Annotated in this window: 27 protein-coding genes and 2 pseudogenes; 15 read left to right on the top strand and 14 right to left on the bottom strand. The window is 68.8% G+C overall.

Annotation, left to right across the window (positions count from 1 at the left end; genetic code table 11):
- Positions 1-121 precede the first annotated feature (121 nt).
- Entirely contained in the window at positions 122-871 is a 750-nt protein-coding gene (locus tag DJ017_RS02865) for a helix-turn-helix domain-containing protein (protein WP_111527294.1), read from the bottom strand.
- Positions 872-1119: 248 nt separating this feature from the next.
- Between DJ017_RS02865 and DJ017_RS02860 the strand changes: the two genes are divergently transcribed.
- The gene (locus DJ017_RS02860) at positions 1120-2187 is read left to right on the top strand and encodes an IS1595 family transposase (RefSeq protein WP_111527293.1); all 1068 of its coding nucleotides are present in this window, start codon (positions 1120-1122) and stop codon (positions 2185-2187) included.
- 548 nt (positions 2188-2735) lie between these two features.
- Positions 2736-3137, top strand: coding sequence for a hypothetical protein (locus DJ017_RS20000; RefSeq protein ID WP_133255371.1), 402 nt, complete (start codon positions 2736-2738; stop codon positions 3135-3137).
- Between the two features lie 260 nt (positions 3138-3397).
- Here the strand turns inward: DJ017_RS20000 and DJ017_RS02855 are convergent, their stop codons facing one another.
- Positions 3398-4081 (bottom strand): hypothetical protein, encoded by a 684-nt coding sequence (locus DJ017_RS02855; RefSeq protein WP_133255370.1) that lies wholly within the window; start codon positions 4079-4081, stop codon positions 3398-3400.
- A 206-nt stretch (positions 4082-4287) separates the two neighbouring features.
- Positions 4288-4590, bottom strand: a pseudogene (locus DJ017_RS21005) (ATP-binding protein); the annotation flags it as partial.
- Positions 4591-4604: 14 nt separating this feature from the next.
- Between DJ017_RS21005 and DJ017_RS21000 the strand changes: the two are divergent.
- Positions 4605-4820 (top strand): recombinase family protein, encoded by a 216-nt coding sequence (locus DJ017_RS21000; protein ID WP_226999992.1) that lies wholly within the window; start codon positions 4605-4607, stop codon positions 4818-4820.
- Here the strand turns inward: DJ017_RS21000 and DJ017_RS20995 are convergent.
- From DJ017_RS20995 to rsmI, 5 genes and pseudogenes are all read right to left on the bottom strand, one after another.
- Positions 4771-5223: pseudogene (locus tag DJ017_RS20995) on the bottom strand (magnesium chelatase domain-containing protein); the annotation flags it as partial. The gene DJ017_RS21000 and the pseudogene DJ017_RS20995 sit on opposite strands and share 50 nt — an antisense overlap.
- Before the next feature lie 161 nt (positions 5224-5384).
- Positions 5385-6329 (bottom strand): glutathione synthase, encoded by a 945-nt coding sequence (gene gshB / locus DJ017_RS02845; RefSeq protein ID WP_111527291.1) that lies wholly within the window; start codon positions 6327-6329, stop codon positions 5385-5387.
- Positions 6330-6387: 58 nt separating this feature from the next.
- Positions 6388-7203, bottom strand: coding sequence for a SirB1 family protein (locus DJ017_RS02840; RefSeq protein ID WP_111527290.1), 816 nt, complete (start codon positions 7201-7203; stop codon positions 6388-6390).
- An 18-nt stretch (positions 7204-7221) separates the two neighbouring features.
- Positions 7222-7608, bottom strand: a complete 387-nt coding sequence (locus DJ017_RS02835) for a YraN family protein (protein ID WP_111527289.1) — start codon at positions 7606-7608, stop codon at positions 7222-7224.
- Entirely contained in the window at positions 7605-8468 is an 864-nt protein-coding gene (gene rsmI, locus DJ017_RS02830) for a 16S rRNA (cytidine(1402)-2'-O)-methyltransferase (RefSeq protein WP_111527288.1), read from the bottom strand. Before rsmI ends, DJ017_RS02835 begins: the two co-directional genes overlap by 4 nt.
- Positions 8469-8533: 65 nt before the next feature.
- Between rsmI and DJ017_RS02825 the strand changes: the two genes are divergently transcribed.
- Together DJ017_RS02825 and DJ017_RS02820 are read left to right on the top strand one after the other, a co-directional pair.
- On the top strand, positions 8534-9067 hold the full coding sequence (locus tag DJ017_RS02825) for a DOMON-like domain-containing protein (RefSeq protein WP_111529939.1): 534 nt from the start codon (positions 8534-8536) through the stop codon (positions 9065-9067).
- Positions 9064-10266 carry an exo-beta-N-acetylmuramidase NamZ family protein gene (locus DJ017_RS02820; RefSeq protein ID WP_111527287.1) on the top strand — a complete coding sequence of 401 codons (1203 nt, stop codon included), beginning with the start codon at positions 9064-9066 and terminating at the stop codon, positions 10264-10266. Before DJ017_RS02825 ends, DJ017_RS02820 begins: the two co-directional genes overlap by 4 nt.
- On the opposite strand, the gene hemW is transcribed toward DJ017_RS02820, so the two are convergent.
- Both hemW and rdgB read right to left on the bottom strand, forming a co-directional pair.
- Positions 10263-11405, bottom strand: coding sequence for a radical SAM family heme chaperone HemW (hemW, locus tag DJ017_RS02815; protein ID WP_111527286.1), 1143 nt, complete (start codon positions 11403-11405; stop codon positions 10263-10265). The two genes, DJ017_RS02820 and hemW, sit on opposite strands and share 4 nt — an antisense overlap.
- The gene (rdgB, locus tag DJ017_RS02810; RefSeq protein ID WP_111527285.1) at positions 11402-12001 is read right to left on the bottom strand and encodes an RdgB/HAM1 family non-canonical purine NTP pyrophosphatase; all 600 of its coding nucleotides are present in this window, start codon (positions 11999-12001) and stop codon (positions 11402-11404) included. The genes hemW and rdgB overlap by 4 nt, the downstream gene beginning before the upstream one ends.
- Positions 12002-12180: 179 nt before the next feature.
- Here rdgB and DJ017_RS20930 point away from each other — a divergent pair, with 179 nt between their 5' ends.
- The 3 genes from DJ017_RS20930 to DJ017_RS02800 all read left to right on the top strand — a co-directional run bounded on the left by DJ017_RS20930 (position 12181) and on the right by DJ017_RS02800 (position 13139).
- Positions 12181-12303, top strand: coding sequence for a hypothetical protein (locus DJ017_RS20930; protein WP_264371477.1), 123 nt, complete (start codon positions 12181-12183; stop codon positions 12301-12303).
- 69 nt (positions 12304-12372) lie between these two features.
- Positions 12373-12897 carry a DUF2975 domain-containing protein gene (locus DJ017_RS02805; RefSeq protein WP_111527284.1) on the top strand — a complete coding sequence of 175 codons (525 nt, stop codon included), beginning with the start codon at positions 12373-12375 and terminating at the stop codon, positions 12895-12897.
- A 2-nt stretch (positions 12898-12899) separates the two neighbouring features.
- Positions 12900-13139 carry a helix-turn-helix domain-containing protein gene (locus tag DJ017_RS02800; RefSeq protein WP_111527283.1) on the top strand — a complete coding sequence of 80 codons (240 nt, stop codon included), beginning with the start codon at positions 12900-12902 and terminating at the stop codon, positions 13137-13139.
- Here the strand turns inward: DJ017_RS02800 and rph are convergent.
- The gene (rph, locus tag DJ017_RS02795; RefSeq protein WP_111527282.1) at positions 13136-13849 is read right to left on the bottom strand and encodes a ribonuclease PH; all 714 of its coding nucleotides are present in this window, start codon (positions 13847-13849) and stop codon (positions 13136-13138) included. The two genes, DJ017_RS02800 and rph, sit on opposite strands and share 4 nt — an antisense overlap.
- Positions 13850-13933: 84 nt before the next feature.
- Between rph and hrcA the strand changes: the two genes are divergently transcribed.
- The 5 genes from hrcA to DJ017_RS02770 all read left to right on the top strand — a co-directional run bounded on the left by hrcA (position 13934) and on the right by DJ017_RS02770 (position 18112).
- Positions 13934-15034, top strand: coding sequence for a heat-inducible transcriptional repressor HrcA (gene hrcA, locus DJ017_RS02790; RefSeq protein ID WP_111527281.1), 1101 nt, complete (start codon positions 13934-13936; stop codon positions 15032-15034).
- Positions 15035-15049: 15 nt separating this feature from the next.
- Positions 15050-15637: a nucleotide exchange factor GrpE gene (gene grpE / locus DJ017_RS02785; RefSeq protein ID WP_111527280.1), complete on the top strand. Its 588-nt coding sequence runs from the start codon at positions 15050-15052 to the stop codon at positions 15635-15637.
- A 146-nt stretch (positions 15638-15783) separates the two neighbouring features.
- Positions 15784-16296: a nuclear transport factor 2 family protein gene (locus DJ017_RS02780; protein ID WP_111527279.1), complete on the top strand. Its 513-nt coding sequence runs from the start codon at positions 15784-15786 to the stop codon at positions 16294-16296.
- A 132-nt stretch (positions 16297-16428) separates the two neighbouring features.
- Positions 16429-17547, top strand: coding sequence for a DNA polymerase III subunit beta (dnaN, locus tag DJ017_RS02775; RefSeq protein WP_111527278.1), 1119 nt, complete (start codon positions 16429-16431; stop codon positions 17545-17547).
- 7 nt (positions 17548-17554) lie between these two features.
- The gene (locus tag DJ017_RS02770) at positions 17555-18112 is read left to right on the top strand and encodes a class I SAM-dependent methyltransferase (protein ID WP_111527277.1); all 558 of its coding nucleotides are present in this window, start codon (positions 17555-17557) and stop codon (positions 18110-18112) included.
- A gap of 6 nt (positions 18113-18118) precedes the next feature.
- On the opposite strand, the gene DJ017_RS02765 is transcribed toward DJ017_RS02770, so the two are convergent.
- The gene (locus tag DJ017_RS02765) at positions 18119-18421 is read right to left on the bottom strand and encodes a zinc-finger domain-containing protein (RefSeq protein ID WP_111527276.1); all 303 of its coding nucleotides are present in this window, start codon (positions 18419-18421) and stop codon (positions 18119-18121) included.
- Between the two features lie 95 nt (positions 18422-18516).
- Between DJ017_RS02765 and DJ017_RS02760 the strand changes: the two genes are divergently transcribed.
- Positions 18517-19470, top strand: a complete 954-nt coding sequence (locus DJ017_RS02760) for an ABC transporter ATP-binding protein (protein WP_111527275.1) — start codon at positions 18517-18519, stop codon at positions 19468-19470.
- Here DJ017_RS02760 and DJ017_RS02755 read toward each other — a convergent pair.
- Together DJ017_RS02755 and DJ017_RS02750 are read right to left on the bottom strand one after the other, a co-directional pair.
- A complete protein-coding gene (locus tag DJ017_RS02755) occupies positions 19467-20219 on the bottom strand; it encodes a creatininase family protein (RefSeq protein ID WP_111527274.1) in 753 nt (250 codons plus the stop codon). The two genes, DJ017_RS02760 and DJ017_RS02755, sit on opposite strands and share 4 nt — an antisense overlap.
- A gap of 49 nt (positions 20220-20268) precedes the next feature.
- On the bottom strand, positions 20269-20778 hold the full coding sequence (locus DJ017_RS02750; RefSeq protein ID WP_133255369.1) for a DUF2939 domain-containing protein: 510 nt from the start codon (positions 20776-20778) through the stop codon (positions 20269-20271).
- A gap of 104 nt (positions 20779-20882) precedes the next feature.
- On the opposite strand from DJ017_RS02750, the gene DJ017_RS02745 reads away from it, so the two are divergent.
- The gene (locus tag DJ017_RS02745; protein ID WP_111527272.1) at positions 20883-21626 is read left to right on the top strand and encodes a sulfotransferase family 2 domain-containing protein; all 744 of its coding nucleotides are present in this window, start codon (positions 20883-20885) and stop codon (positions 21624-21626) included.
- The last annotated feature ends 27 nt before the right edge of the window (positions 21627-21653 follow it).

The raw sequence follows: 21653 nt of genomic DNA, 5'->3' as shown, positions 1-21653 counted from the left end.
ACCGTCGTCCTAGGGCGAGCGCCTCAGATGGGCCTTACCGCGGCGAAGGCGGAGAAGCTTGTATGGAAGCTCAACTTCGCCGCCGGAGATCGCAACATTCGGCAGTAGCCACGCCCGCTCCTTAGAATGGCACCTCGTCTTCGAGTTCTTCGACGATCTGAACAGGCCATTCGCGACGACGCGGGACTTTCATCTTGTCGGCGGACGCACGACCCAACACGAGGCGCACAACTCGAACCAGCTCCGGCCGCTGGCCGTGGGTCGTGTAATAGTGTCCCTCGTCGAGGCCGTAGATCGGCATAACCGCGGCCTCAACGTGCTGAGCCATGAACAAGGCGAGCCCCTCCGCCTCAAGCTCCCTGAGGCGCTCGTTCAAATTGGCGATGCTCTCCAACTGCTGCACCACCGAGGGAAACTGCCGCGGCTCGTGGATCGGCGCCTCGTCCCACGGATCGGGCGGTAGGTGCTGCGCCAAGTCGCTCACGACATTCTTGAGCAGAGAAAGATTCTCACGGGTGGGCTCGACTTCATACTCCAGGCTGGCCAAGCGCGCCGCCTTGAGATCTTCGAGCAGTTTGCGCCCAGACTCGACAGGTCGAGCGGTAACCCAGCCCTCCTGTTGGTTTTCGTCCTCGCCTGGCTCCGCCCGTGCAAGAAGCGCGTCTGGCGGTACTCCCAAGGCAGCCGCGAGGTCCGCCAACGTTTCGGCCGAGACGGCGGCGCCGGCCTCGGCGCGCTGGACCGTTCTCCGTTCCACCCGCGCGAGCAGCGCGAGCTTCTCCTGAGTCATGGCGCGGGCTTTCCGAAGGCTCACAATCTTCTCCGCATCGCACTGCACTGCTTGGCTCCTTCGCTTTCTCAGTGAAGCCATGGCTAACTTGAATTCCTGCGACAGGGAGACGACGCGTCAGCGACCGCATAGCACAGCTAAGGCGACAGCATGGCGACATGTTGCGCCCCGGTGGGGTCATGCATGGGACAAACGCGCGCAACGATCACGAAATGTTGTGCGTGCGTCACCTTATCGGGCGCCGCCAGTAAATAATGACACCTTATCGCATGTATAGATAGTGCCACGTGTCACGATATTGGAGTCGTGGGATAGGATACACGTAGCGGGTGGCATTGATAACGCCCGTCTCGTCCGTAAATCGACGGATAACGATCTACGGATGCACGTTGGCGCAGAACTATCGCCTATCCGCGGCCTCACGGGACTTAAGTCCATTGAGTATCGCTCGCCTCTCCGAGGAAGAGGCTCGAAAGCAGTTTCGAGCTATACTGTTTGCTGCGACAGATGGGCGGCCGGTCTGCCCCCGATGCCAATGCGATGCCGCGCATGAATACAAAGTTCGCGCCGAATTCAAATGCAAACGGTGCGCGCGTCGATTCAGCCTCACGACTGGAACTCCGTTTCACCGGCGAAAGCTAAGCTTCAACAAGATACTCTGCGGGATCGCCATCTTTAGTCAAAGCCCCGCCGGAACAAGCGCCGTCCATCTAAGCCACGTTCTTCAGGTGAACTATCGAACTGCGTGGCGGATGGCTCACATGCTGCGTGAGTTCATAGCGACCCGCGACATCCCCAAGCTAAGCGGCTCCGTCGAAATCGACGGAGCGGAGTTCGGCGGCCATATTCGGCCGCGCAACATCAGGGCCGACGCCAAAGACCATCGCAAGTATCCATATCGCTCGCCGAAGCGGAAGAAAGTCTTGGTCGTCGCCGCGGAACGCGGCGGTCGCGTTCGAACTACCGTCGTTAAGCGGGAGAGCGACGCCAAACCGTTCATTCTCGAACACGTTGATCGGTCAGCTACAGTCTACACGGACTCGATGCCCGGGTGGAATGATCTGCATGCATTCTTTGACGTGAAGACCGTCAATCACAGCAAAGAGTATGTTTCGCAAGAAGCGAACACTAATCAGGCTGAAAGCTTCTTCTCCGAAATGCGTCGCTCACAGATTGGTGTCTACCACAAGGTCGCCGGGCCGTACTTTTCACGATATGGGGACGAACTCGCGTGGAGACACAACCACCGTCTATGCAGCGACAAAGCTCGCTGGGAATCCATGTGTCGCGCCGTGATACGGCGCGCCCCGTCGGAGTGGGTGGGCTACTCCTGGCGCAAACGTAGGAGGGCTACGGGAGCCGCCATCGCTTCGGCTTCTCGCCCTCAGAGAGGATGAGCCCACTCTCTGCCCGTCTCTTAAGTGCGCTGTCCACGGCGGCTACGATACGGGCGATGGTGAGTGTGTCGGTGGAGTCGACGCCGCGCATAGCGCGAACTGCCTCCGCCACCTCGTTCGTTGTCATTGGCCCAGTCGCTTTGCGCAGGACTGTGAGCGCGGCTTGAGACCAATACCCAGGGGGCTTGTTCTCTCGTTTTGGCGGCGCCGGCGAGAGTTCTCGGGGGCTAAGGGGAAAGCCTCGCGCTATAAGCTCAGCTCCCATCTCTTGGAGTTCGCGGCGCAACTCCTCCGCCTTGGCCATAGTCTCCTCATAGCGCGCAAGCCTGCGCCGATACATCTCCGCCAATTTCCATCGCGGAAGCGTGGCCATGGGCGCAGGCTGACTGAGCTTTGCTTACGAACGCTTAAAGGGGGGGTATGGCCAAGGCTCAGCGGAGACTGCCGCCCGCGCCTCAATTGGATCGCTCTCTCTCCCGACGTCAAAGCCCGAGGCTCTTGCGGCGGCCGAATTGAGTCGGACTGAGTCATCGCGTAGTTGTCGTGTGATGTACCCTAGGGATTGGAAGCTTTTCCTGCGGCACGGGCAGGGCAAAGAGATCGCTGTCGCGCAGCTTTCGGCCGATATGGTCGCGCATCTCAATGCCGCGTCAGATAAGGTCTTCTATCGCCACGATTATGTGATGAAGGCCTTTGCCCAGCACGGGACGAGGCACGATGACTTCGGCTACTTGTTTGACGTGGTTGACTATGGTCGCGCGCTGCTGGACCGACCGAACCACATTCTGTTCATGCACCTAACCCCGCGGGGCTGGTTTCAGGCTGCAGTAAAGTGTTCGAAAGACACGCGACGACTCTATGTCTGCACGTTTTACAAAACGAACAATTTGGAAGTGAATCGGAAGACTCGAAAATATCCGGTCCTCCGAAAAGACAAATGGACGGCATGAGCCGTCCATAAGCCGCGCGGTGGGGACTCCAGTATTCCCCCACATAATGCCAATTGGATCAGCTATTAACCAATCCGGCCACGGCCTGGAGATTCACCGTGTCGCACGCTCCGGAATACTAGCGAGCGATTCGGCACGAATCAACCGCGCAGACTCCGAATCACAAAAGAGTCAACGTGCATCCGGATCGAGATGCTCATTTCTCTCTGGCGCAAACTGGTGAGCCACCAGCCGACGCCGAGGTCGAGTTGGGTGGAAGATTAGGGCTCTGGGAATAGGAAGGCTGGGCGCTGGCACTTCGCCTCCGCGTATTCGACCAGATCGCTCCTCCTAATCCGTGTGTGGTCGTCTATGCTGATGCTGCCGAACTTGGCCAAGGTGGCGTCAATCCCGCTTAGCGGAGCCCGTGGAAGTTCTCCGTCATGAACTGCGGCCTTGAGCATGGCCAACTTGGCGTTGGCAGCGTCGCTCCGTGGGAACAGCGCATTCGTTGGCGGCAATTCTTCTGCAAATAGGCTTGCCGCCTCCCAGAGTTCGAACGAGCCGACCTTCCCCCACTCTGCGATGATCTTTCGCCGGTTGGCGTCCACTAGTGCGAGAGCAATGCGCCCGTCCGCCGCATTATGGCGGGGTGTGACCACTGGAGCTGGTGCTGTGGTGGGCTCGGTTGTTCCGGACCGCGGGGGCGCCACGACGCGGGCTTCCGGAGCAGACCGCAAAACTTGCTCAGCGGCCTCGACGCGCTGATGGAGCCGATAGGCCACGACCAAAAGGCCCGCCCCCACCAAGGCGGCAGAGATTATCTGCCACCCCCAGCCAGGGATGCCCCAATCCCGCAACTGCAGGACGCCGCTCACTGCGTTGTAGATGAAAACGGCTACGCCCCCGACGATGAGGACGACCGCCAACACCTCCTCGCGGACGAAGCGAATGATCCGCTGCATGCCGCGATCCTGCCCAGACTCCGGCCGCAACGGCAACGCTTGCTGCAGTTCGTTGGCACGTTTGGAGTTCCCCAAAGGCATTACGAACTTATTCATCTGGGCCCCCGCTTTGAGGGCACGTGTAGCTCGGCTCAAATCCGGTGATGTGCGCCGCCGTTCTGGCGGCAGTCGTTAGGACCTAGGTGTGTTTGCTACATAATTCCGGAGAACTCCGGCAGCTCGTCGAGGAACAGGACGCCGTTGTGCGCCAGGCTGACCTCGCCCGGCTTGGCCTTGAGACCGCCGCCGGTGAGGGCCGCCATGCTGGCCGAGTGGTGGGGGCTGCGGAACGGCCGGGCGCGGGTCAGCTGCCCACGGGCGATCAGGCCGGCCACCGAATGGACCATCGAGGTCTCGAGCAGCTCTTCGGAGGTCAGCGGCGGCAAGAGGCCCGGCAGCCGCTGGGCCATCATCGACTTGCCCGATCCCGGCGGGCCGACGAACAGCAGGTTGTGGCGTGGAGACCCCACTGCTACGAGGCTGTATGACCTCTCGAAGAGCCTACAGCTACGTCCGCTTCAGCACCCCTGAGCAAGCCCGGGGCGACAGCTTCCGCCGCCAATGGGCCATGGCCACCAAGTACGCGGCTGACCATGGTCTGGAGTTGGACGAGACGATGACCTTCCAGGATCGTGGCGTGTCCGGCTACGGGTCTCGCCCGCCCAGGCGGCCTCGGCGCCGCAGGGCTCCGGGCAGATGAGGCCGAGGTCGAGGCTGCCGGCGGCCATGGCGGCGGGCAGGGCGCCGGCCACCGCGGCGATGCGGCCGTCGAGCGACAGCTCGCCCATCGCCGCCCAGCCCTCGAGCGCGTCGGGCGGGATGACCCCCATCGCCGCCATCACGGCGAGGGCGATCGGCAGGTCATAGTGGCTGCCGACCTTCGGCAGGTCGGCGGGCGCCAGGTTGGCGATGATGCGGCGGCCGGGCCAGGCGAGGCCGAGGCCGGCGAAGGCGGCGCGCACCCGCTCCCGGCTTTCCGTCACGGCCTTGTCGCCGAGGCCGACGATGATGAAGGCCGCTTCCCCGGAGGTGAGCTGCACCTCCACCTCGACACGGACCGCCTCGACGCCTTGGAACGCCAGGGTGACGACGCGAGCGGCCATGTCTGCTTCCCGACCCCTACAGCTTGTGGTTCCAGTCAAGTTATCCACAAGGGGCTGATGCGCCCTGGGGCAAATCTGGAACCAAGCTGGAACATAACGGGAATAGCGCTACCGTATCCCGCGGGGTTATGCAAGCGCAGGTGGGCGGTTCGCGAAAAGCCTCAACCGGCGCGGATCGCCTCGATGCGCTGCCACATGATCTCGGCCGCATCGACGCCCGTGAACCGCTTCAGCGCCTGGGCGCCGGTGGGCGAGGTGACATTGATCTCGGTGAGGTAGTCGCCGATCACGTCGATGCCGACGAACATCAGGCCGCGCTTCTTCAGCTCAGGGCCGATGATCCCACAGAGCTCCCGGTCGCGGCCGGTGAGGTCCACCGGCTCGGCCCGGCCGCCTACCGCGAGGTTGGAGCGCACCTGGCCTTCCTTGGGCACGCGGTTGATGGCCCCGACGGGTTCGCCGTCGACCAGCAGGATCCGCTTGTCGCCCTTGGAGACGGCCGGAATGTACTTTTGGGCGATCACCGGCTCGCGGCCGATCATCACGTGCAGGTCGAGCAGGGCGTCGAGGTTGGGATCGTCGGCCAGCAGCCGCGCCACCCCCGAGCCGCCGCCGCCGTAGAGCGGCTTCAGGACGATGTCCCCGTGGCGGGCGCGGAAGTCGTAGATCGCCTCCTTGTCGGAGGTGATCAGGGTCGGCGGCTGCACGCCGGGGAAGCCGGTGACGAACAGCTTCTCGGGCGCGTTGCGCACCTCGGCCGGGTTGTTCACCACCAGCGTCTTCGGATGGATCACGTCCAGAAAGTGGGTGGAGGTGATGTAGGCCATGTCGAAGGGCGGGTCCTGGCGCAGCAGGACGACGTCGAACTCCGACAGGTCGCGCAGCATCCAGGGGCCGAGCTCGGCGTGGTCGCCCTTGACGCGCTTGACGCGGACCTCGCGGCCGCGGGCGTAGACCTTCCCCTCTTCCAGCGACAGCCGCTCAGGGGTGTAGACGAAGAGCGAATGGCCGCGTTCCTGCGCCCGCTCCATCATCAGGAAGGTCGTATCGCCTTCGATGTTGATCCCCTCGATGGGGTCCATCTGCACGGCGACCTTCAGCGACATGCGCCCTCTCCCCGAAACCGTTGACGGCTCCGGACATAGGGCCTCGCCGGCCGTTCGGCTAGTTCAGGCGCAGCCTGACGCGTTCGCGCTGGGCCCGGGCGGCGAGCGCGGCGCCTCCGTCCAGCGCCGTGGCGCGGGCCAGGGCCTCCAGCGCGCCGGCCAGGGCGCCCTGGCCCTCACGGGCGGCGGCGACGTCCAGCCAGGGCCGGTGGTCGTTGGGGTCGAGCAGGGCGCGGCGCAGGGCGGCCCGCTCGGCGCGGGGGTAGTCGCGCACCGCGCTGGCGCGGGCGAAGATGTTGTTCTGCAGCCGGATCAGGACGGCCCGGTCGGGCACCGGCGCCATCAGCCGGTCGAGGCGGTCGGCGACGTTGGGGGTAAGGCCCGCGTGCAGGGCGCGGCGGGTCAGCTCGGACGGCAGCACCACCCGGCCCTCGGAGAACGGGTCCAGGGCCAGCGGCCCCTCCTCGGTCTCGATGCGCAGCAGGAAGTGGCCGGGGAAATCGACGCCCTGGAGGTTCAGGCCGCACTTCCTGGCGCAGTGCAGGTAGTAGATGCCGAGCGCCACCGGCAGGCCCTTGCGTCGCTCGGCCACCGCGATGATGTCGGCGTTGTCCGGGTCCTCGTAGGTGAAGAGGTCCCCCGAAAGACGCAGGTCGCCGGCCATGGCCTCGGCGATCGCCTCCTCCGGGCTCTCACGCTCCAGCCGGCGCGCCAGGCGCTCGACGCCGACGCGCGCCAGATCCAGCGCCGCCTTGGGGTCGCGGCTCGGGTCCTCGTGGACCGCGCACGCGATCGCCGCCTCGAGCAACGGGAACTCGCCGTCCTCGCCGCTGCCGGCGTCCAGCAGGAAATCCTCGGCCTCTTCGCGCGTCATCCGTCCCGCCAGGGCTCCTCAAGCGCCCTTCCAAGCGTCGGGAATATGCACAGGAAGCCGCCCGGGCGCGAGGGCCACGAGATCGAGGCGTACCGCCGCACCCGCCAGATCGCGCCTGCGCGCCGCCAGGCCTGCGCCCGCACGCCGCAGGCGCTCGCGCTGATCGACGCCGACGGCCTCCAGCGCCGTGAGCAGATCGCCGCGCCGCTTGACCTCCACCACGGCGAGGACGCGGCCGCGCAGGGCGAGGATGTCGATCTCTCCCTGAGGCGTCTTCAGCCTGAAGCCGAGAATCCGGTAGCCCTTGAGCATCAGCAGCAGGGCGGCGATCACCTCGGCGCGGCGGCCCGTTACGCGGCCGGCGGCGCCCCGGCTGGCGCGGGCGGCGGCCCGGGCCGCCTTCATTTCTTCAGCTCCATGGCCCGGCGATAGAGATCGCGGCGGGGCAGGCCGAGCTGCTTGGCGACTTCGGAGGCGGCTTCGGCGGGCTTCAGCCGGGTGAGCGCGTCCCTGAGCGCCGTGTCGGCGTCGGCGGCGGTGGCGGCGGTCTCGCGGCCGGGGCCGACCAGGACGACGATCTCGCCCTTGGGCGCGGCGAACTGCGGGTCGGCGGCCAGGGCCGACAGCGGCCCCCGCACGACGGTCTCGTGCAGCTTGGTGAGCTCGCGGCAGACGACGGCCTCGCGGTCTCCGAGCACCGCGGCCATGTCGGCCAGACTGTCCGCCAGGCGCGAGCCGCCCTCGAAGAAGACCAGTGTGGCGCGGATGCCGGCCAGCTCCTCCAGGAAGGTGCGCCGCGCCGCGCTCTTGGGCGGCGGAAAGCCGGCGAACAGAAAGCGGTCGGTGGGCAGGCCGGCGACGGAAAGGCCGGCCAGCAGGGCCGAGGCGCCGGGGATCGGAAACACAGCGTGCCCGGCCTCGGCCGCTTCGCGCACCAGCCGATAGCCGGGATCGGAGACAAGCGGCGTGCCGGCGTCGGAGACCAGGGCCACGCGCTTGCCCTCGGCCAGGGCCGCCAGCGCCTTGGGGCGCGCCCGCTCGGCGGCGTGCTCGTCATGGCGCTCCAGTCTGGCCGAGAGGCCGAAGGCGGTGAGCAGCTTGCCGGTCACCCGCGTGTCCTCGGCCAGCACCAGGTCGGCGGCCGCCAGGACGTCGAGGGCGCGCAGGGTGATGTCGCGCAGGTTGCCGATCGGCGTCGCCACGACATAGAGCCCCGGCGCCAGCGGCGCGTCGTTGAGGGCGGGCGGGGGCAGGAGCCGGGCCATGGGGGCAGGCTTCGCCGGTCCGGAGCCGGATGGCAAGCGTCGGCGGCGCGGCATACCATGGCGCGATGCGCCAGCGCCTGGTCCGCCACCCCGACACCCCCTGCGACGCGGTCACCGAGATCGGGGTCGAGATCGCCCGTATCGCGCCGACCGTGCTGAAGCTGACCTATATGGTCCAGGGAGAGATCGCGCGGCTCGCCATACCCGCAGCCGCCGGCGCCGCGCGAACCGACGAGCTGTGGCGTCACACCTGCTTCGAGGCCTTCGCCAAGCCGGCCGGCGGCGAGGGCTATCTGGAGTTCAACTTCGCCCCGTCCGGCCAGTGGGCGGCCTACCGGTTCGACGGCTATCGGCAGGGCATGCGCCTCGCCGAGGACGTGGTCCTGCCGAACGTCGCGGTCCGGCGCGGGCCGGGCTGGCTGGAGATCGCCGCCCTAGCGGACGTCGGCGAGGGGCCGGTGCGGCTCGGCCTGTCGGCGGTGATCGAGGCGGCCGACGGGCGCAAGTCCTACTGGGCGCTCAGGCACCCGCCGGAAAAGCCGGACTTCCACCACCCCGATTGCTTTGCGCTGGAAATCCCCGCACCTCTGGCCTCATGAAATTCGGCATCGATCGTCTCCTGGCGGAGCCTGAGCTGCGCAAGCCGCTCGAAGGCCGCCGCGTCGCCCTCCTGGCCCACCCGGCCTCGGTCACAACGGACCTGACCCACTCCCTCGACGCCCTGGTGGCGACCGGTCTGAACGTCAGCGCCGCCTTCGGCCCGCAGCACGGCCTGCGCGGCGACAAGCAGGACAACATGGTCGAGAGCCCGGATTTCAACGATCCGGTCCACGGCGTGCCGGTGTTCAGCCTCTATGGGGAGGTGCGCCGCCCGACCGGCCAGTCGATGAACACCTTCGACGTCATGCTGGTGGACCTGCAGGACCTCGGCTGCCGCATCTACACCTTCATCACCACCCTGCTGTACGTGCTCGAGGCCGCCCAGGCGCAGGGCAAGTCGGTCTGGGTGCTCGACCGGCCCAATCCCGCCGGCCGGCCGGTCGAGGGCCTGACCCTGCGCCCCGGCTGGGAGAGCTTCGTCGGCGCCGGCCCGATGCCGATGCGCCACGGCCTGACGCTTGGCGAGCTCGGCCACTGGTTCGTCAAGGCGATGAAGCTCGACGTGGACTACCGGGTCATCGAGATGGAGGGCTGGGCGCCCGACCAAGGGCCTGGCTACGGCTGGCCCCTCGGCGAGCGGGTGTGGGTGAACCCCAGCCCCAACGCGCCCAACCTCTGGATGGCCAGGGCCTACGCCGGCACGGTGATGCTCGAGGGCACGACCCTGTCCGAGGGCCGCGGCACGACCCGGCCGCTGGAGCTGTTCGGCGCCCCGGACATCGATGCCCGCGAGGTGATCGCCGAAATGCGCCGCCTGGCGCCGCGGTGGCTCGAGGGCTGCCTGCTGCGCGACTGCTGGTTCGAGCCGACCTTCCACAAGCACGTCGGCAAGCTCTGCAACGGGGTGCAGATCCACACCGAGGGGCCGGCCTACGACCACGAGGCGTTCCAGCCCTGGCGGCTGCAGGCGCTCGGCTTCAAGGCCATCCGCCGGCTCTATCCGGACTACGACCTGTGGCGCGACTTCCCGTATGAATACGAGCTCGGCAAGCTGGCCATCGACGTGATCAACGGCTCGCCCCTGTTGCGTGAATGGGTCGACGATCCGGCCGCGACGCCCGGCGACCTCGACGCCCTGACCCGGCCGGACGAAGCGGCCTGGCGCGACGAGCGGCGGGCGTTCGAGATCTACCCCTAAGCGGCCAGTTCGGCGGTCAGCCGGTCCAGCACCAGCCGCCCCGCGGGGGTGGCGCGCAGACGCGCCGGATCGTCGGCCAGGAGGCCGAGGCCGATCAGCCCGGCGATCGTCTCCGCGGGAATGTCGAGCGCCGCGACTTCCTCGCGCGCGACGCCCTCGGCGATGCGCAGGCCCAGCAGGATCCGCTCTTCCGCCGCCTCGCGCGCGGTCAGGACCTCCCGGCTCGCAAAGCCGGCCCCCCGCTCCGCGACCGTGGCGATGTAGTCGGCGGGCTTGGCCGCCGCGAGGGTGGCGACCCGCCCTTCGGCCGTGACGATGCGGCCGTGCGCGCCCGGCCCGGCGCCCACATAGTCATGGCCCTGCCAGTAGACGAGGTTGTGGCGCGAGCGGGCCGCTTCGCCCCTCGCATGGTTGGAGACCTCGTACGCCTCGAAGCCGGCTGCCTCGAGCACCGACTGGGTGGTGTCGAAGAGGGCCGCGCCGAGCTCCTCGTCCGGCGGGACGAAGGTTCTGCGGCGGACCGCGCGGTCGAACGCCGTGCCGGCCTCGATGGTCAGCTGGTAAGGCGAGACGTGCTCCGCGCCCAAGGCGACGGCCGTCTCGAGTTCCGCGGCCCAGGCGGCGGGCGTCTGGCCGGGCCGGGCGTAGATCATGTCGATGGAGAGCCGCGGGAAGGCCGCGCGCGCCTTCTCGGCCGCGCGGACCGCGGCGGCCGCGTCATGGTTGCGGCCGAGGAAGGCGAGGGCCTCGTCGTCCAGCGACTGCAGCCCGAGAGACAGGCGGTTCACCCCGGCGTCGGCGAAGGCGGCGAACCGGTCGGCCTCGGCGTCGGTGGGATTGGCCTCCAGGGTCACCTCGAGGACGCCCGCGGGCGTCCAGAGCCGGCGGGCGGTCTCGACGATCTCGGCGGCCCAGGCGGGGTCCATCAGGGAGGGGGTGCCGCCACCGAAGAACACCGAGGCGAGCGCCCGGGGGCCGGTGATCGCCGCTTGCGCCTCGAGGTCGGCGAGGATGGCGCGGGCGAGGGCCGCCGGCTCGGCCTCGCGCCGGACCCGGAAGACGTTGAAGTCGCAGTAGGGGCAGATGCGCGCGCAGTAGGGCCAGTGGACGTAGACCCCGAGCGGCGGAAGGGGGGTCACAAGAGCGCCGCCTTCAGCTTCTCGAACGCCCGCGCCCGGTGGCTCATCCGGTCCTTCGCCTCGGGGTCCATCTCGCCGAAGGTCTCGTGGAAGCCGACGGGCACGAAGATCGGGTCGTAGCCGAAGCCTCGGGTCCCGCGCGGCGGGAAGGTCAGGGTCCCGTCCACCCGCCCCTCGACCACAACCCCGGGCCCGCCCGGCCAGGCGACCGCGAGGGCGCAGGTGAACCACGCCGAGAGGTCGTCGCCGTCGGCCTCTTCCAGCCGCTCCTCGACCTTCTTCATGGCGAGGGTGAAGTCCTTGGCGGGGCCGGCCCAGCGCGCGGAATAGACGCCCGGCTGGCAGTCGAGCGCCTTCACCGAGAGGCCGGAGTCGTCGGCGAGGGCGACGAGGCCGCTGGCCTCGGCCGCCGCCCGCGCCTTGAGCAGGGCGTTGCCGACGAAGGTCTGCTCGGTCTCCTCCGGCTCGGCCAGGCCGAGCTCGCCGGCGGTCACCAGCGTAAAGCGGTTCTCCAGGATCAGCGCCAGCTCGCGGGCCTTGCCGGGATTGTGGGTCGCCACCACCAGCTTCAGGCCGGGCTCGAGCTTCAGGACCATGGGTCACCTCCGGGCGCGGACCCTACCGCCCGCGCCCTGCTGTTGCATTGCAAAAGTTTAATATCGTTACTCGATATTCATTTGATCGAAAATCGATGCGGTCATATTGATCGTCGGCATCGGAACACCGCGTTCCACCCAAACACACGCTGCACCGCAGCAAATTCGGAGATACGGAAATGATCGCTCGCCTGAACGCCGCCCTGGACCGCACCGCCCTCACCGTTTTCATGACCGTCGCCGCCATCACGGTCTTCGCCTTCCCCTTCATGACGGTCGCGACCGCCAACGCGATCTACTAGGGTCGGCCGCTCGTGGGGTTCGCCCGGATCCGCGCCGGCTACCGGCGCGGCATGGCTGAGGGGCAGTTGATGCGCGCTCTGGGTCCAGGCTCGGTGTCGAGCTTCCTGAAGATCATCCTGGACGTGGTCTACGCCGCCCTGTGGGTCGGCGTCGGCGTGGCGGTCCTGATGGTCATCGCCGCCCTGCTGTTCACCTTCAACCCGGGCCTCCTGGACGACGTCAGCCTGTCGACCGGCCAGTTCGCCGGCAAGTGGCCGACCTACACCGGCGGCCTGGCCGCGGCCTCGCTCTACATGGGCGGCATCCTGGTCATCGTCGGCACTCTGCGGCGGATCTTCATGACCCTGACCGCCGGCGACCCCTTCCACCCCGACAACGTCCGCCGCCTGCGCCTGATCGGCGTCATCCTGGCGGCCCTGGAGCTTGGGCGCTATGTGGTCGCCGCCATCGGCCGCTGGCTGCTACCGGGCGTCGCCAAGGTCGACACCGACATGAGCCTCACCGCCTGGTTCTCGGTCCTCGTGGTCTTCGTGCTGGCGGAGGTGTTCCGCGAGGGCGCGCGCCTGCGCCGCGAAGCGGAGCTGACGATCTAGCCATGCCGATCCGCGTCCAGCTCGACCGCGTGCTCTTCGAGCGCCGCATGTCCCTGACCGAACTCGCCGACCGGGTCGGCGTGACCATCGCCAACCTGTCGATCCTCAAGACCGGCAAGGCGCGCGCCGTGCGCTTCTCGACCCTGGCGGCGCTGTGCCGCGAACTCGACTGCCAGCCCGGCGACCTGCTGACCTACGAGCCTGGTCCGTCGGACGAGCCCGACGACGACGAGATGGGCTAGCGGGCCGCCGCGCGCTGCAGCTCGCAGAGTTCGCGGATGCCCTTACGGGCCAGGGAGAACAGGGCCTCGAACTCGGCCTCGGAGAAGCCGCGCTTCTCGCCGGTGGCCTGAATCTCGACGATGTCGCCCTTGCCGGTCAGCACGAAGTTGGAGTCCGCCTCGGCGGTGGAGTCCTCCTCGTAGTCGAGGTCGAGCACCGGCGTGCCGGAGAACACCCCGCAGCTCACCGCCGCCACCTGGTCGAGGATCGGGTCCTTGGTGATCAGGCCCTCCTCCAGCATGTAGCGGGTGGCCTGGCGCAGGGCGACCCAGGCGCCGGTGATCGAGGCGGTGCGGGTGCCGCCGTCGGCCTGGATCACGTCGCAGTCGATGCTGATCTGCCGCTCGCCGAGGGCCTTGAGGTCGACGACGGCGCGCAGGGAGCGGCCAATCAGGCGCTGGATTTCCTGGGTGCGGCCGCTCTGCTTGCCCTGGGCCGCCTCGCGCCGGCCGCGGGTGTGGGTGGCGCGCGGCAGCATGCCGTACTCGGCCGTGACCCAGCCCTCGCCGCGGCCGCGCAGGAACCCGGGCACCCCTTCCTCCAGGCTGGCGGTCACCAGCACCTTGGTGTGGCCGAAACTGACCAGGCACGAGCCCTCGGCGTAGCGGTTCACCCCCGTCTCCAGGGTCACGGCGCGAAGGGTGTCAGGGCTGCGTTCGGAGGGGCGCATGGGGATATCTCGGAACCTGCTGATCGGTCGGGCGTCTTGCGCCGGAAGAGGTGGCGCTTATCCTAGATCGGGAAGGTCCAGTCCATGGGCGCTATTCAGAGATCGCCGAAGCCAAAGGTGCAGAGTCCCATCCTAGGCCGCGGGCCCTCGCTCGCCGAACTCGACGAACGCGCGCGCGACATCTTCCGGCGCATCGTGGAGAGCTATCTGGAATCCGGCGAGCCGGTCGGCTCGCGCACCCTGTCGAAGGCCGGCATCGCCCTGTCGCCGGCCTCGATCCGCAACACCATGCAGGACCTGACCCAGCTCGGCCTGCTGGGCGCGCCGCACGTCAGCGCCGGGCGCCTGCCGACCCACGCGGGGCTTCGGCTGTTCGTCGACGGTCTTCTGGAGGTGGGCGACGTGGCCGAGCAGGAGCGCCGCTCGATCGAGGCCCGGCTCATGGCCCATGGCCGCAACTACGAGGACGCGCTCAACGAGGCGAGCTCGATCCTGTCGGGCCTGGCCGGCGCCGCCAGCGTGGTGGTGACGCCGGTCCGCGACGCCGGGGTCAAGCACGTGGAGTTCGTCTCGCTCGGCGTCGAGCGAACCCTGGCGATCATGGTCTTCGAGGACGGCACGGTGGAGAACCGGCTGATCCGCCTGCCGGCCGGAGTGACGCCCTCGGCCCTGCAGGAGGCCTCGAACTTCCTCAATGCGCGCCTGCGCGGCCGCACCCTGGCCGAGGCGCGGGCCGACCTGAAGGCGCAGATCGAGACCGCCAGGCGCGACCTCGATTCCACCGCCGCCAGGCTGGTGGAGGACGGCCTTGCGGCCTGGGGCGGCGGCGAGGGCGAGGAGCGGGCGCTGATCGTCCGCGGCCGCGCCAACCTGCTCGAGGATCCCGAGGCCCTGGACGACCTGGAGCGGGTGCGCTCGCTGTTCGCCGACCTCGAGGAAAAGGGCCAGCTCATCCAGCTGCTCGACGGGGTGCGCGACGGCCAGGGGGTGCGCATCTTCATCGGCGCCGAGACGCGGCTGTTCTCGCTTTCGGGTTCCGCCGTCATCGCGGCGCCCTATATGACGGGCTCCCAGCGCGTGGTGGGCGCGATCGGCGTGATCGGGCCGGCGCGGCTGAACTACGCCCGGGTCATCCCGTTGGTGGACTATACGGCCCGCGTGCTGGGCCAGGTGATGAACGCTTAAAGAGAAGAGACCTAGATGTCCGAAGACATGGATCCGCCGGTCGACGCGACCGCCGACAGCGCCGAGATCGAGGCGCTCAAGGCCGAGGTCGCGGGCCTCAAGGACCAGGTGCTGCGCTACGCGGCCGAATCCGAGAACACCCGCCGGCGCGCCGAGCGCGAAGCCAACGACGCCCGCGCCTTCGCCATCCAGAAGTTCGCCCGCGACCTGTTGGGTGTGGCCGACAACCTGTCGCGCGCCCTGGCCGCCCACCCGTCCGACAACGCCGATCCGGCGCTGAAGAACTTCATCCTCGGCGTCGAGATGACCGAGAAGGAGCTGACGGCGGCGTTCGAGCGGAACGGGCTGAAGAAGATCCATCCGGCCAAGGGCGACAAGTTCGACCCCCACCAGCACCAGGCGATGATGGAGCTCGCCGAGACCGACGTCGCGCCGGGCGCGGTCGTCGAGGTCATGCAGTCCGGCTACGAGCTGCTCGGACGACTCGTGCGTCCGGCCATGGTGGTCGTCGCCGCGAAGAGCGCCGGCGGGGCCAAGCCGAACGGCGGCTACGGCGCGGGCGAGGGCGGCGAGTCCGGGGGCTCGGTCGACACGCGGGCCTGACGGCCCCGCTTGCGAGCGGCGGTTTTCGGAGCCTAGGCTGAGGCTCCAGGCAGTCCGGCGCTGCGGCGCCGGCCTGCCGAGTATGCGTCCCTTCCTCAACGAGCCGGTCGCCTCTGCGCGGGGCGGGCGAATTGAAAGGGCTAGTCATGAACCTGCCGACCTTCGTCACGACGGCCGCGCTCGGGCTGATGCTCGCGCCGGCGTTCGCCGCGTCCGCGCCCCCCGCCAAGGCCGAGAAACCCGCGCCGCCCGAGGCGACGGTCCGTCACTTCATCGACAGCTTCAACAAGGGCGACCTGAAGGCGGCCGCGGCCACCCATACGGCCGACGCGGTGATCATCGACGAGATGCCGCCGCACGTGTGGCGGGGCCCGAATGCGTTCCAGGCGTGGACGGGCGACCTGCAGAAGGCGAGCCAGGCGGCGGGCCAGACCGACGAGCGCGTCACGCTGGGGCCCGCGGTCCGGAGCGACGTGAACGGCGAGACCGCCTACGCCGTCGTGAAGGCGACCTTCAGCTTCAAGCAGAAGGGCAAGTCGATGTCGGAACCCGCGGAAATGGTGGCCGCGCTTCGCCGCGAGGGGGGCGGCTGGAAGATCGCCGGCTGGGCCTGGAGCGGCGGCGCCCCGCACCCATCTGCGGCCAAGCCGAAGCATTAGGATCGGGCAGCGGCGCCGCTCCCTCACGGACCCGCTTCCGCCCGCTTCGAATTTCGCTATTGTCCGTGGTCCCTTCCAGTCGGGGCGTGGCCGCGAGCGAATCGGCCATGCGGTGAGGTCCGGGACACAGGCATGAAGCTGACGATCGAGCGGGCGGCGCTGTTGAGGGCGCTTGGGCACGTGCAGAGCGCCGTGGAGCGGCGCAACACCATCCCCATCCTGTCCAATGTGCTGCTGTCGGCGGAGCGCGACCGGCTGATCTTCTCGGCGACCGATCTCGACATGGAGATCGTCGATGAGGCCGCGGCCCAGGTCGATCAGCCCGGCCAGATCACCGCGCCCGCCCACACCCTCTACGAGATCGTCCGCAAGCTGCCCGAGGGCGCGGACGTGTCGCTGAGCTTCACCGGCGAGGACCCCCGCCTGACGGTCCAGGCCGGCCGCAGCCGCTTCAACCTGCCGGTCCTGCCGGCCGGCGACTTCCCGGTGATGTCCTCCGAGGGCCTCTCCGGCGCGATCACCATCGACGTCACCGACCTCATCCGGCTCGTCGACAAGACCCGCTTCGCCATCTCGGCGGAGGAGACCCGCTACTATCTGAACGGCCTCTATCTCCACACGGTGGTCGAGGACGGGACCCAGAAGCTGCGCGCCGTCGCCACCGACGGCAGCCGACTGGCGCTCGCCGACATGCCGGCGCCCGAGGGCGCGGCCGGCCTGCCGGGCGTGATCGTGCCGCGTAAGACCGTGGGCGAGGCGCGCCGCCTGCTGGAGGACGCCGGCGAGAACGTCGAGCTGCAGATCAGCCCCCAGAAGGTCCGCTTCGCCTTCAACGGCGCGGCCCTGACCTCCAAGGTCATCGACGGCAACTTCCCCGACTACAGCCGGGTCATCCCGAAGGACAACACCCGCTCGGTGCAGGTGGACGCCAAGCTGTTCGCCCAGGCCATCGACCGCGTGGCCACCATCTCGGCGGAGAAGAGCCGCTCGGTGCGCCTCGCCTTCGAGCCGGGCAAGGTGGTGCTGACGGTCCGCAACATGGAAGCCGGCCAGGCGGTGGAAGAGCTGGAGATCGACTACGACGGCGACGCCTTCGAACTGTCGTTCAACGCCCGCTTCCTCCTGGACATCACCGACCAGATCTCCGGCGACACCGCCGAGCTGCGCTTCGGCGGCCCCAACGACCCGGCCCTGGTGCTCGATCCGGCCGACGGCTTCGTCCAGTACATCCTGATGCCGCTGCGCGTCTGAGCGGGCGATGAAGCTCAACCTCGGCTGTGGCAACCGCAAGCTCGCGGGCTTCGTCAACGTCGACGCCGCGCCGGAGTGCGAGCCGGACCAGGTCGTCGACCTGGAGACCTTCCCCTGGCCCTGGGCGGACAACTCCGCCGAGATGGTGGTGCTGACCCACGTGCTGGAGCACCTGGGCGCCGAGACCAAGGTGTTCCTCGGGGTGATGAAGGAGCTCTACCGCGTCTGCGCGCCGGGCGCCCGGGTGCAGATCGCCGTGCCCCATCCGCGCAGCGACAACTTCCAGGGCGACCCGACCCACGTGCGGGCGATCTCGCCGAAGATGCTGCGGCTGTTCGACCGGGCCCTGAACGACGAGTGGAAGGCCACGGGCGCGGCCAATACGCCGCTGGCCCACTACACCGGCGTCGACTTCGCGATCACCAACACGGTGCTGCTGCTGCAGGAGCCCTATGCGGGCCAGCTTCGCTCCGGCGCGCTCACTCAGGAGCGCATGGTCGAGCTGGAGCGGACGCTGTTCAACGTCGGCGACGAGTGGCAGATCGAGCTCGTCGCGCGGAAGTGACGGGCCTTAGTGCCCGTGCGGGCCTTCGTAGACGCCGGGCGCCAGGCGCTCGTCCTCCGCGCCCTCGGAGCCGGCGGCCAGCACGAAGCGGCGATCGCAGTAGGGGCACTCGACGAACGTCGCCTCGCCCATCTCCAGCCAGACGCGCGGATGGCCAAGCGCGCCGCCGACGCCGTCGCAGGCGATCCGGCCCGAGCGCACCTCGACGACCTCGGGGGCCGGCAGGTTGGGCGTCAACGCCGGCTGGGCGGGCGCCGGTTCCGGGCGCTTCTGGGCCTTGGCGCCCTGGTTTCGAACTTGGCGAGCCATCTGAAATTCCCTGACCGGCCGCGGAAGCTTGGCGCGGCGCGGACGCCGCCCTAGGTATGCGAGGCGGCTTCGCCCCGTCAACGACTGGAGACCCCATGGAGCTTCCCGAATTCGCCATCGAGGCCAAGGGCCTGGTCAAGACCTACGCCGCCACTAAGACGACGCCCGAGATGCGGGCGCTGAAGGGCGTCGACCTGGCCATCCCGCGCGGCTCGATCTTTGGCCTCCTGGGGCCGAACGGGGCGGGGAAGTCGACCTTCATCAACATTCTGGCGGGGCTCTGCCGCAAGACCTCTGGCCAGGTGAAGATCTGGGGCCGCGACATCGACGAGCGGCCGAGGGACGCCCGCGCCGCCATCGGCGTGGTGCCGCAGGAGATCGCCGCCGATCCGTTCTTCACCCCGCGCGAGGCGCTGGAAGTCGCCGCCGGCATGTACGCGGTGCCGCCGAAGGAGCGCCGCACCGACGAGCTGCTGACCGCGCTCGGCCTCGCCGACAAGTCCAGCGCCTACGTCCGCCAGCTCTCCGGCGGCATGAAGCGGCGCCTGATGGTCGCCAAGGCGATGGTCCACAATCCGCCGGTGCTGATCCTCGACGAGCCGACCGCCGGGGTGGACGTGGAGCTGCGCCGCCAGCTCTGGAACTACGTGCTGGAGCTGAACCGGCGGGGCGTGACCATCGTGCTCACCACCCACTACCTGGAAGAGGCCCAGGAGCTCTGCGACCAGATCGCCATCATCAACCGCGGCCTGGTGGTCGCCTGCGAGCCGACCACGACGCTGCTGCGCCGGATGGACACGCGCAAGGTGCTGGTGACGCCGGAGGAGCCGGTGGAGGCCGCGCCGAACCTGCCAGGCTTCGACACCCACCTGCTGCCGAACGGCGGCTTCTCCGTCAGCTACCGCACCGGCCAGTCGAGCGTGGAGCAGGTGCTGGCCGCCATCCGCAAGGCCGGCCTGCACATCAAGGACATCTCCACCGAGGACCCGGACCTCGAGGACGTCTTCGTCAGCCTCACCTACGCGGCCGAGGAAGCCGCGGCGGTCTAGATCGGCGCGGTCTCGCTGCTGAAGGCGGCGACGTCGTCCATCAGGCCGGCGACGGCGGCGGCCACCAGCTCGCCGCCCTTTTCGGGCGTCGCCTGGCCGGGGTCGGAGCCCATACGGCCGTCCGGATAGCGGGCGCGGAAGTCGATCGCCTCGCGGATCGGGCCCGTCGGCGCGATCTGCGGCGCGTAGTTGGCGGTCTTGATGGCGTCCGGATAGGCCCACTGGGTGACGGCGATCTCGGACGGCGTCGCGTGACTGCCGTGGCCGGTCGGGAACTGGCGGTTGGCGAGCGGCAGGACGCCCTTCAGCTCCCACCAGTTCTTCAGTTTCATGGCGAAGCCGCGCCGCTTCTCCAGGAAGGTGGCCTCGGCGTAGATCTCCGAGAAGGCGGCCTCGACGGTGGCGACGTTGCCGCCGTGACCGTTCAGGAAATAGAGCCGCTCGAAGCCGGCCAGCCCCAGGCTGCGGCACCAGTCGCCGATCGCCGCCATGAAGGTCGAGGGCCGCAGGGCGATGGTGCCCGGAAAGCCGAGATGGTGCTGGGCCATGCCGATGTTGAACGTCGGCGCGACCATGAGATCGGGGTGCTGCTTCTGCGCCTCGTGGGCGATGATCTCCGGGCACAGCCAGTCGGTGCCGAGCAGGCCCGTCGGCCCGTGCTGCTCGTTGGAGCCGATCGGAATGACCACCGTCTTCGAGCGCTTCAGGTAGTCCTCGATCTCCATCCAGGTGGAGAGGTGCAGCAGCATGGCGACGTCCTTCTGAGGTCCCTGGCCTAGCAAGCCCGCGGAGGCCGGCCTAGCCCTTCTTCGGCGGCTCGGCGGGGACCTCGATCTTGCGGTCGGCGGCGGGCATAGCGACGAGGCGCCAGCCGTTCGGCTGGCGGGCGAAGGTCAGGATGCAGGCCTGGGCCGGGGTGAGGTCGTGCACGCAGACGTGGTCGCGGTCGATGCGCTTGCTCATCAGCGCGACCTGGGCGGGCGAGGGCGGGGCGGCGAGCGGCGCCTCGGTTCCCGCCGCGACGAGGTGCAGAAGGTCCGGGCCGATCATCCGGTCGAGGGCGGCGTCGGAGGGGCCACCGTCGACTTCCAGCCCGCTCTGCTGGGCGAGGCCGGCGATCTGCCGGCGCAGGTCAGCGCGCACGGCTTCCCGGTCCGTGTGGTCCTCGAAACCCTTGGCGTCGCCGCTGGCGACGGCGGCCAGCAGCCCCTGGGCGGCGGCCTGGGGCTCGGCGTCCCCCTTCCGGCCGCAGGCCTGCGCCAGGAGGAGGAGGGCAAGGAGGGCGGCCGCCCGGAACTGTCGAACCATGGGCCGGACCATGGCCGCGCCGCCGCCGAGGGGCAAGCTTGGCCACAAGCGGTTCGCGCAAGTCTTGCGTGAGCCGGGCCGGAGCGCGTATTCGCGCCCAGGACATGCCCGCCGCCGCCACCCAGACCGCGACCTACGATCCCTCGCGGACGCTCTATTCCCTGCATGTGCCGAAGACCGCCGGCACGAGCTTCCGCCACGACCTGGAGAGGTGGTTCGGGGCGGAGAACATGGGCTACCACTACCATGGCTACCATCGCGAGCCGCCGCCGCGCTTCGAGCCGCGGGCCGGCCTTTGCGTGCACGGCCATTTCAACCGCCTGCGCGGAATCGGCGTGCGGCGGTACTATCCCGAGGCCTCGCAGTTCATCGTCTTCCTGCGCGATCCCTTCGACCGCTTCGTCTCCAACTGGCGCTACCTGCAGTTCCAGGTGCGAGACGGCTTTCGGGTGCCCGAGCTCGACGACAACCCCACCTTCGCCGGGTGGCTCGACCGCCGCCGCCGCGCGGCCGAAGAGGGCGAGGACCCGTTCTCCTACCTGGCCCAGCTGCCCGATCCGGTGGACCCGGCGCGGGCCGGCGAGGCCTTCGGGTCTGAGTTCGTCGGGGTCGGCATCGCCGAGCGCTATGCGGAGTCCATGCGCATGTTCGCCGCCGCGCTGGGCAAGCCCGCGCCTGAGGGCGTCACCCGCCTCAACACACGCACCGATCCGCACCGCGAGGGCGAGACCCACGAGGATCTCTCGGCCTACCGGGCTGAGTACGAAGCCGCCTTCCCGCTGGAATACGCCGTCTACCGGGCCGGCCTGGCGCGGCTCGAGCGCGATCTGCAACGCCTCGGCGCCTGAGCCGGCGGGGCGCCTCACCCAGGGGCG

Origin of the sequence: Phenylobacterium soli (assembly GCF_003254475.1) — a bacterium.
Lineage (GTDB): Bacteria > Pseudomonadota > Alphaproteobacteria > Caulobacterales > Caulobacteraceae > Phenylobacterium > Phenylobacterium soli.
The sequence above is the reverse complement of the archived record's forward strand: the minus strand, read 5'-3'. Positions and strand labels throughout refer to the sequence as shown.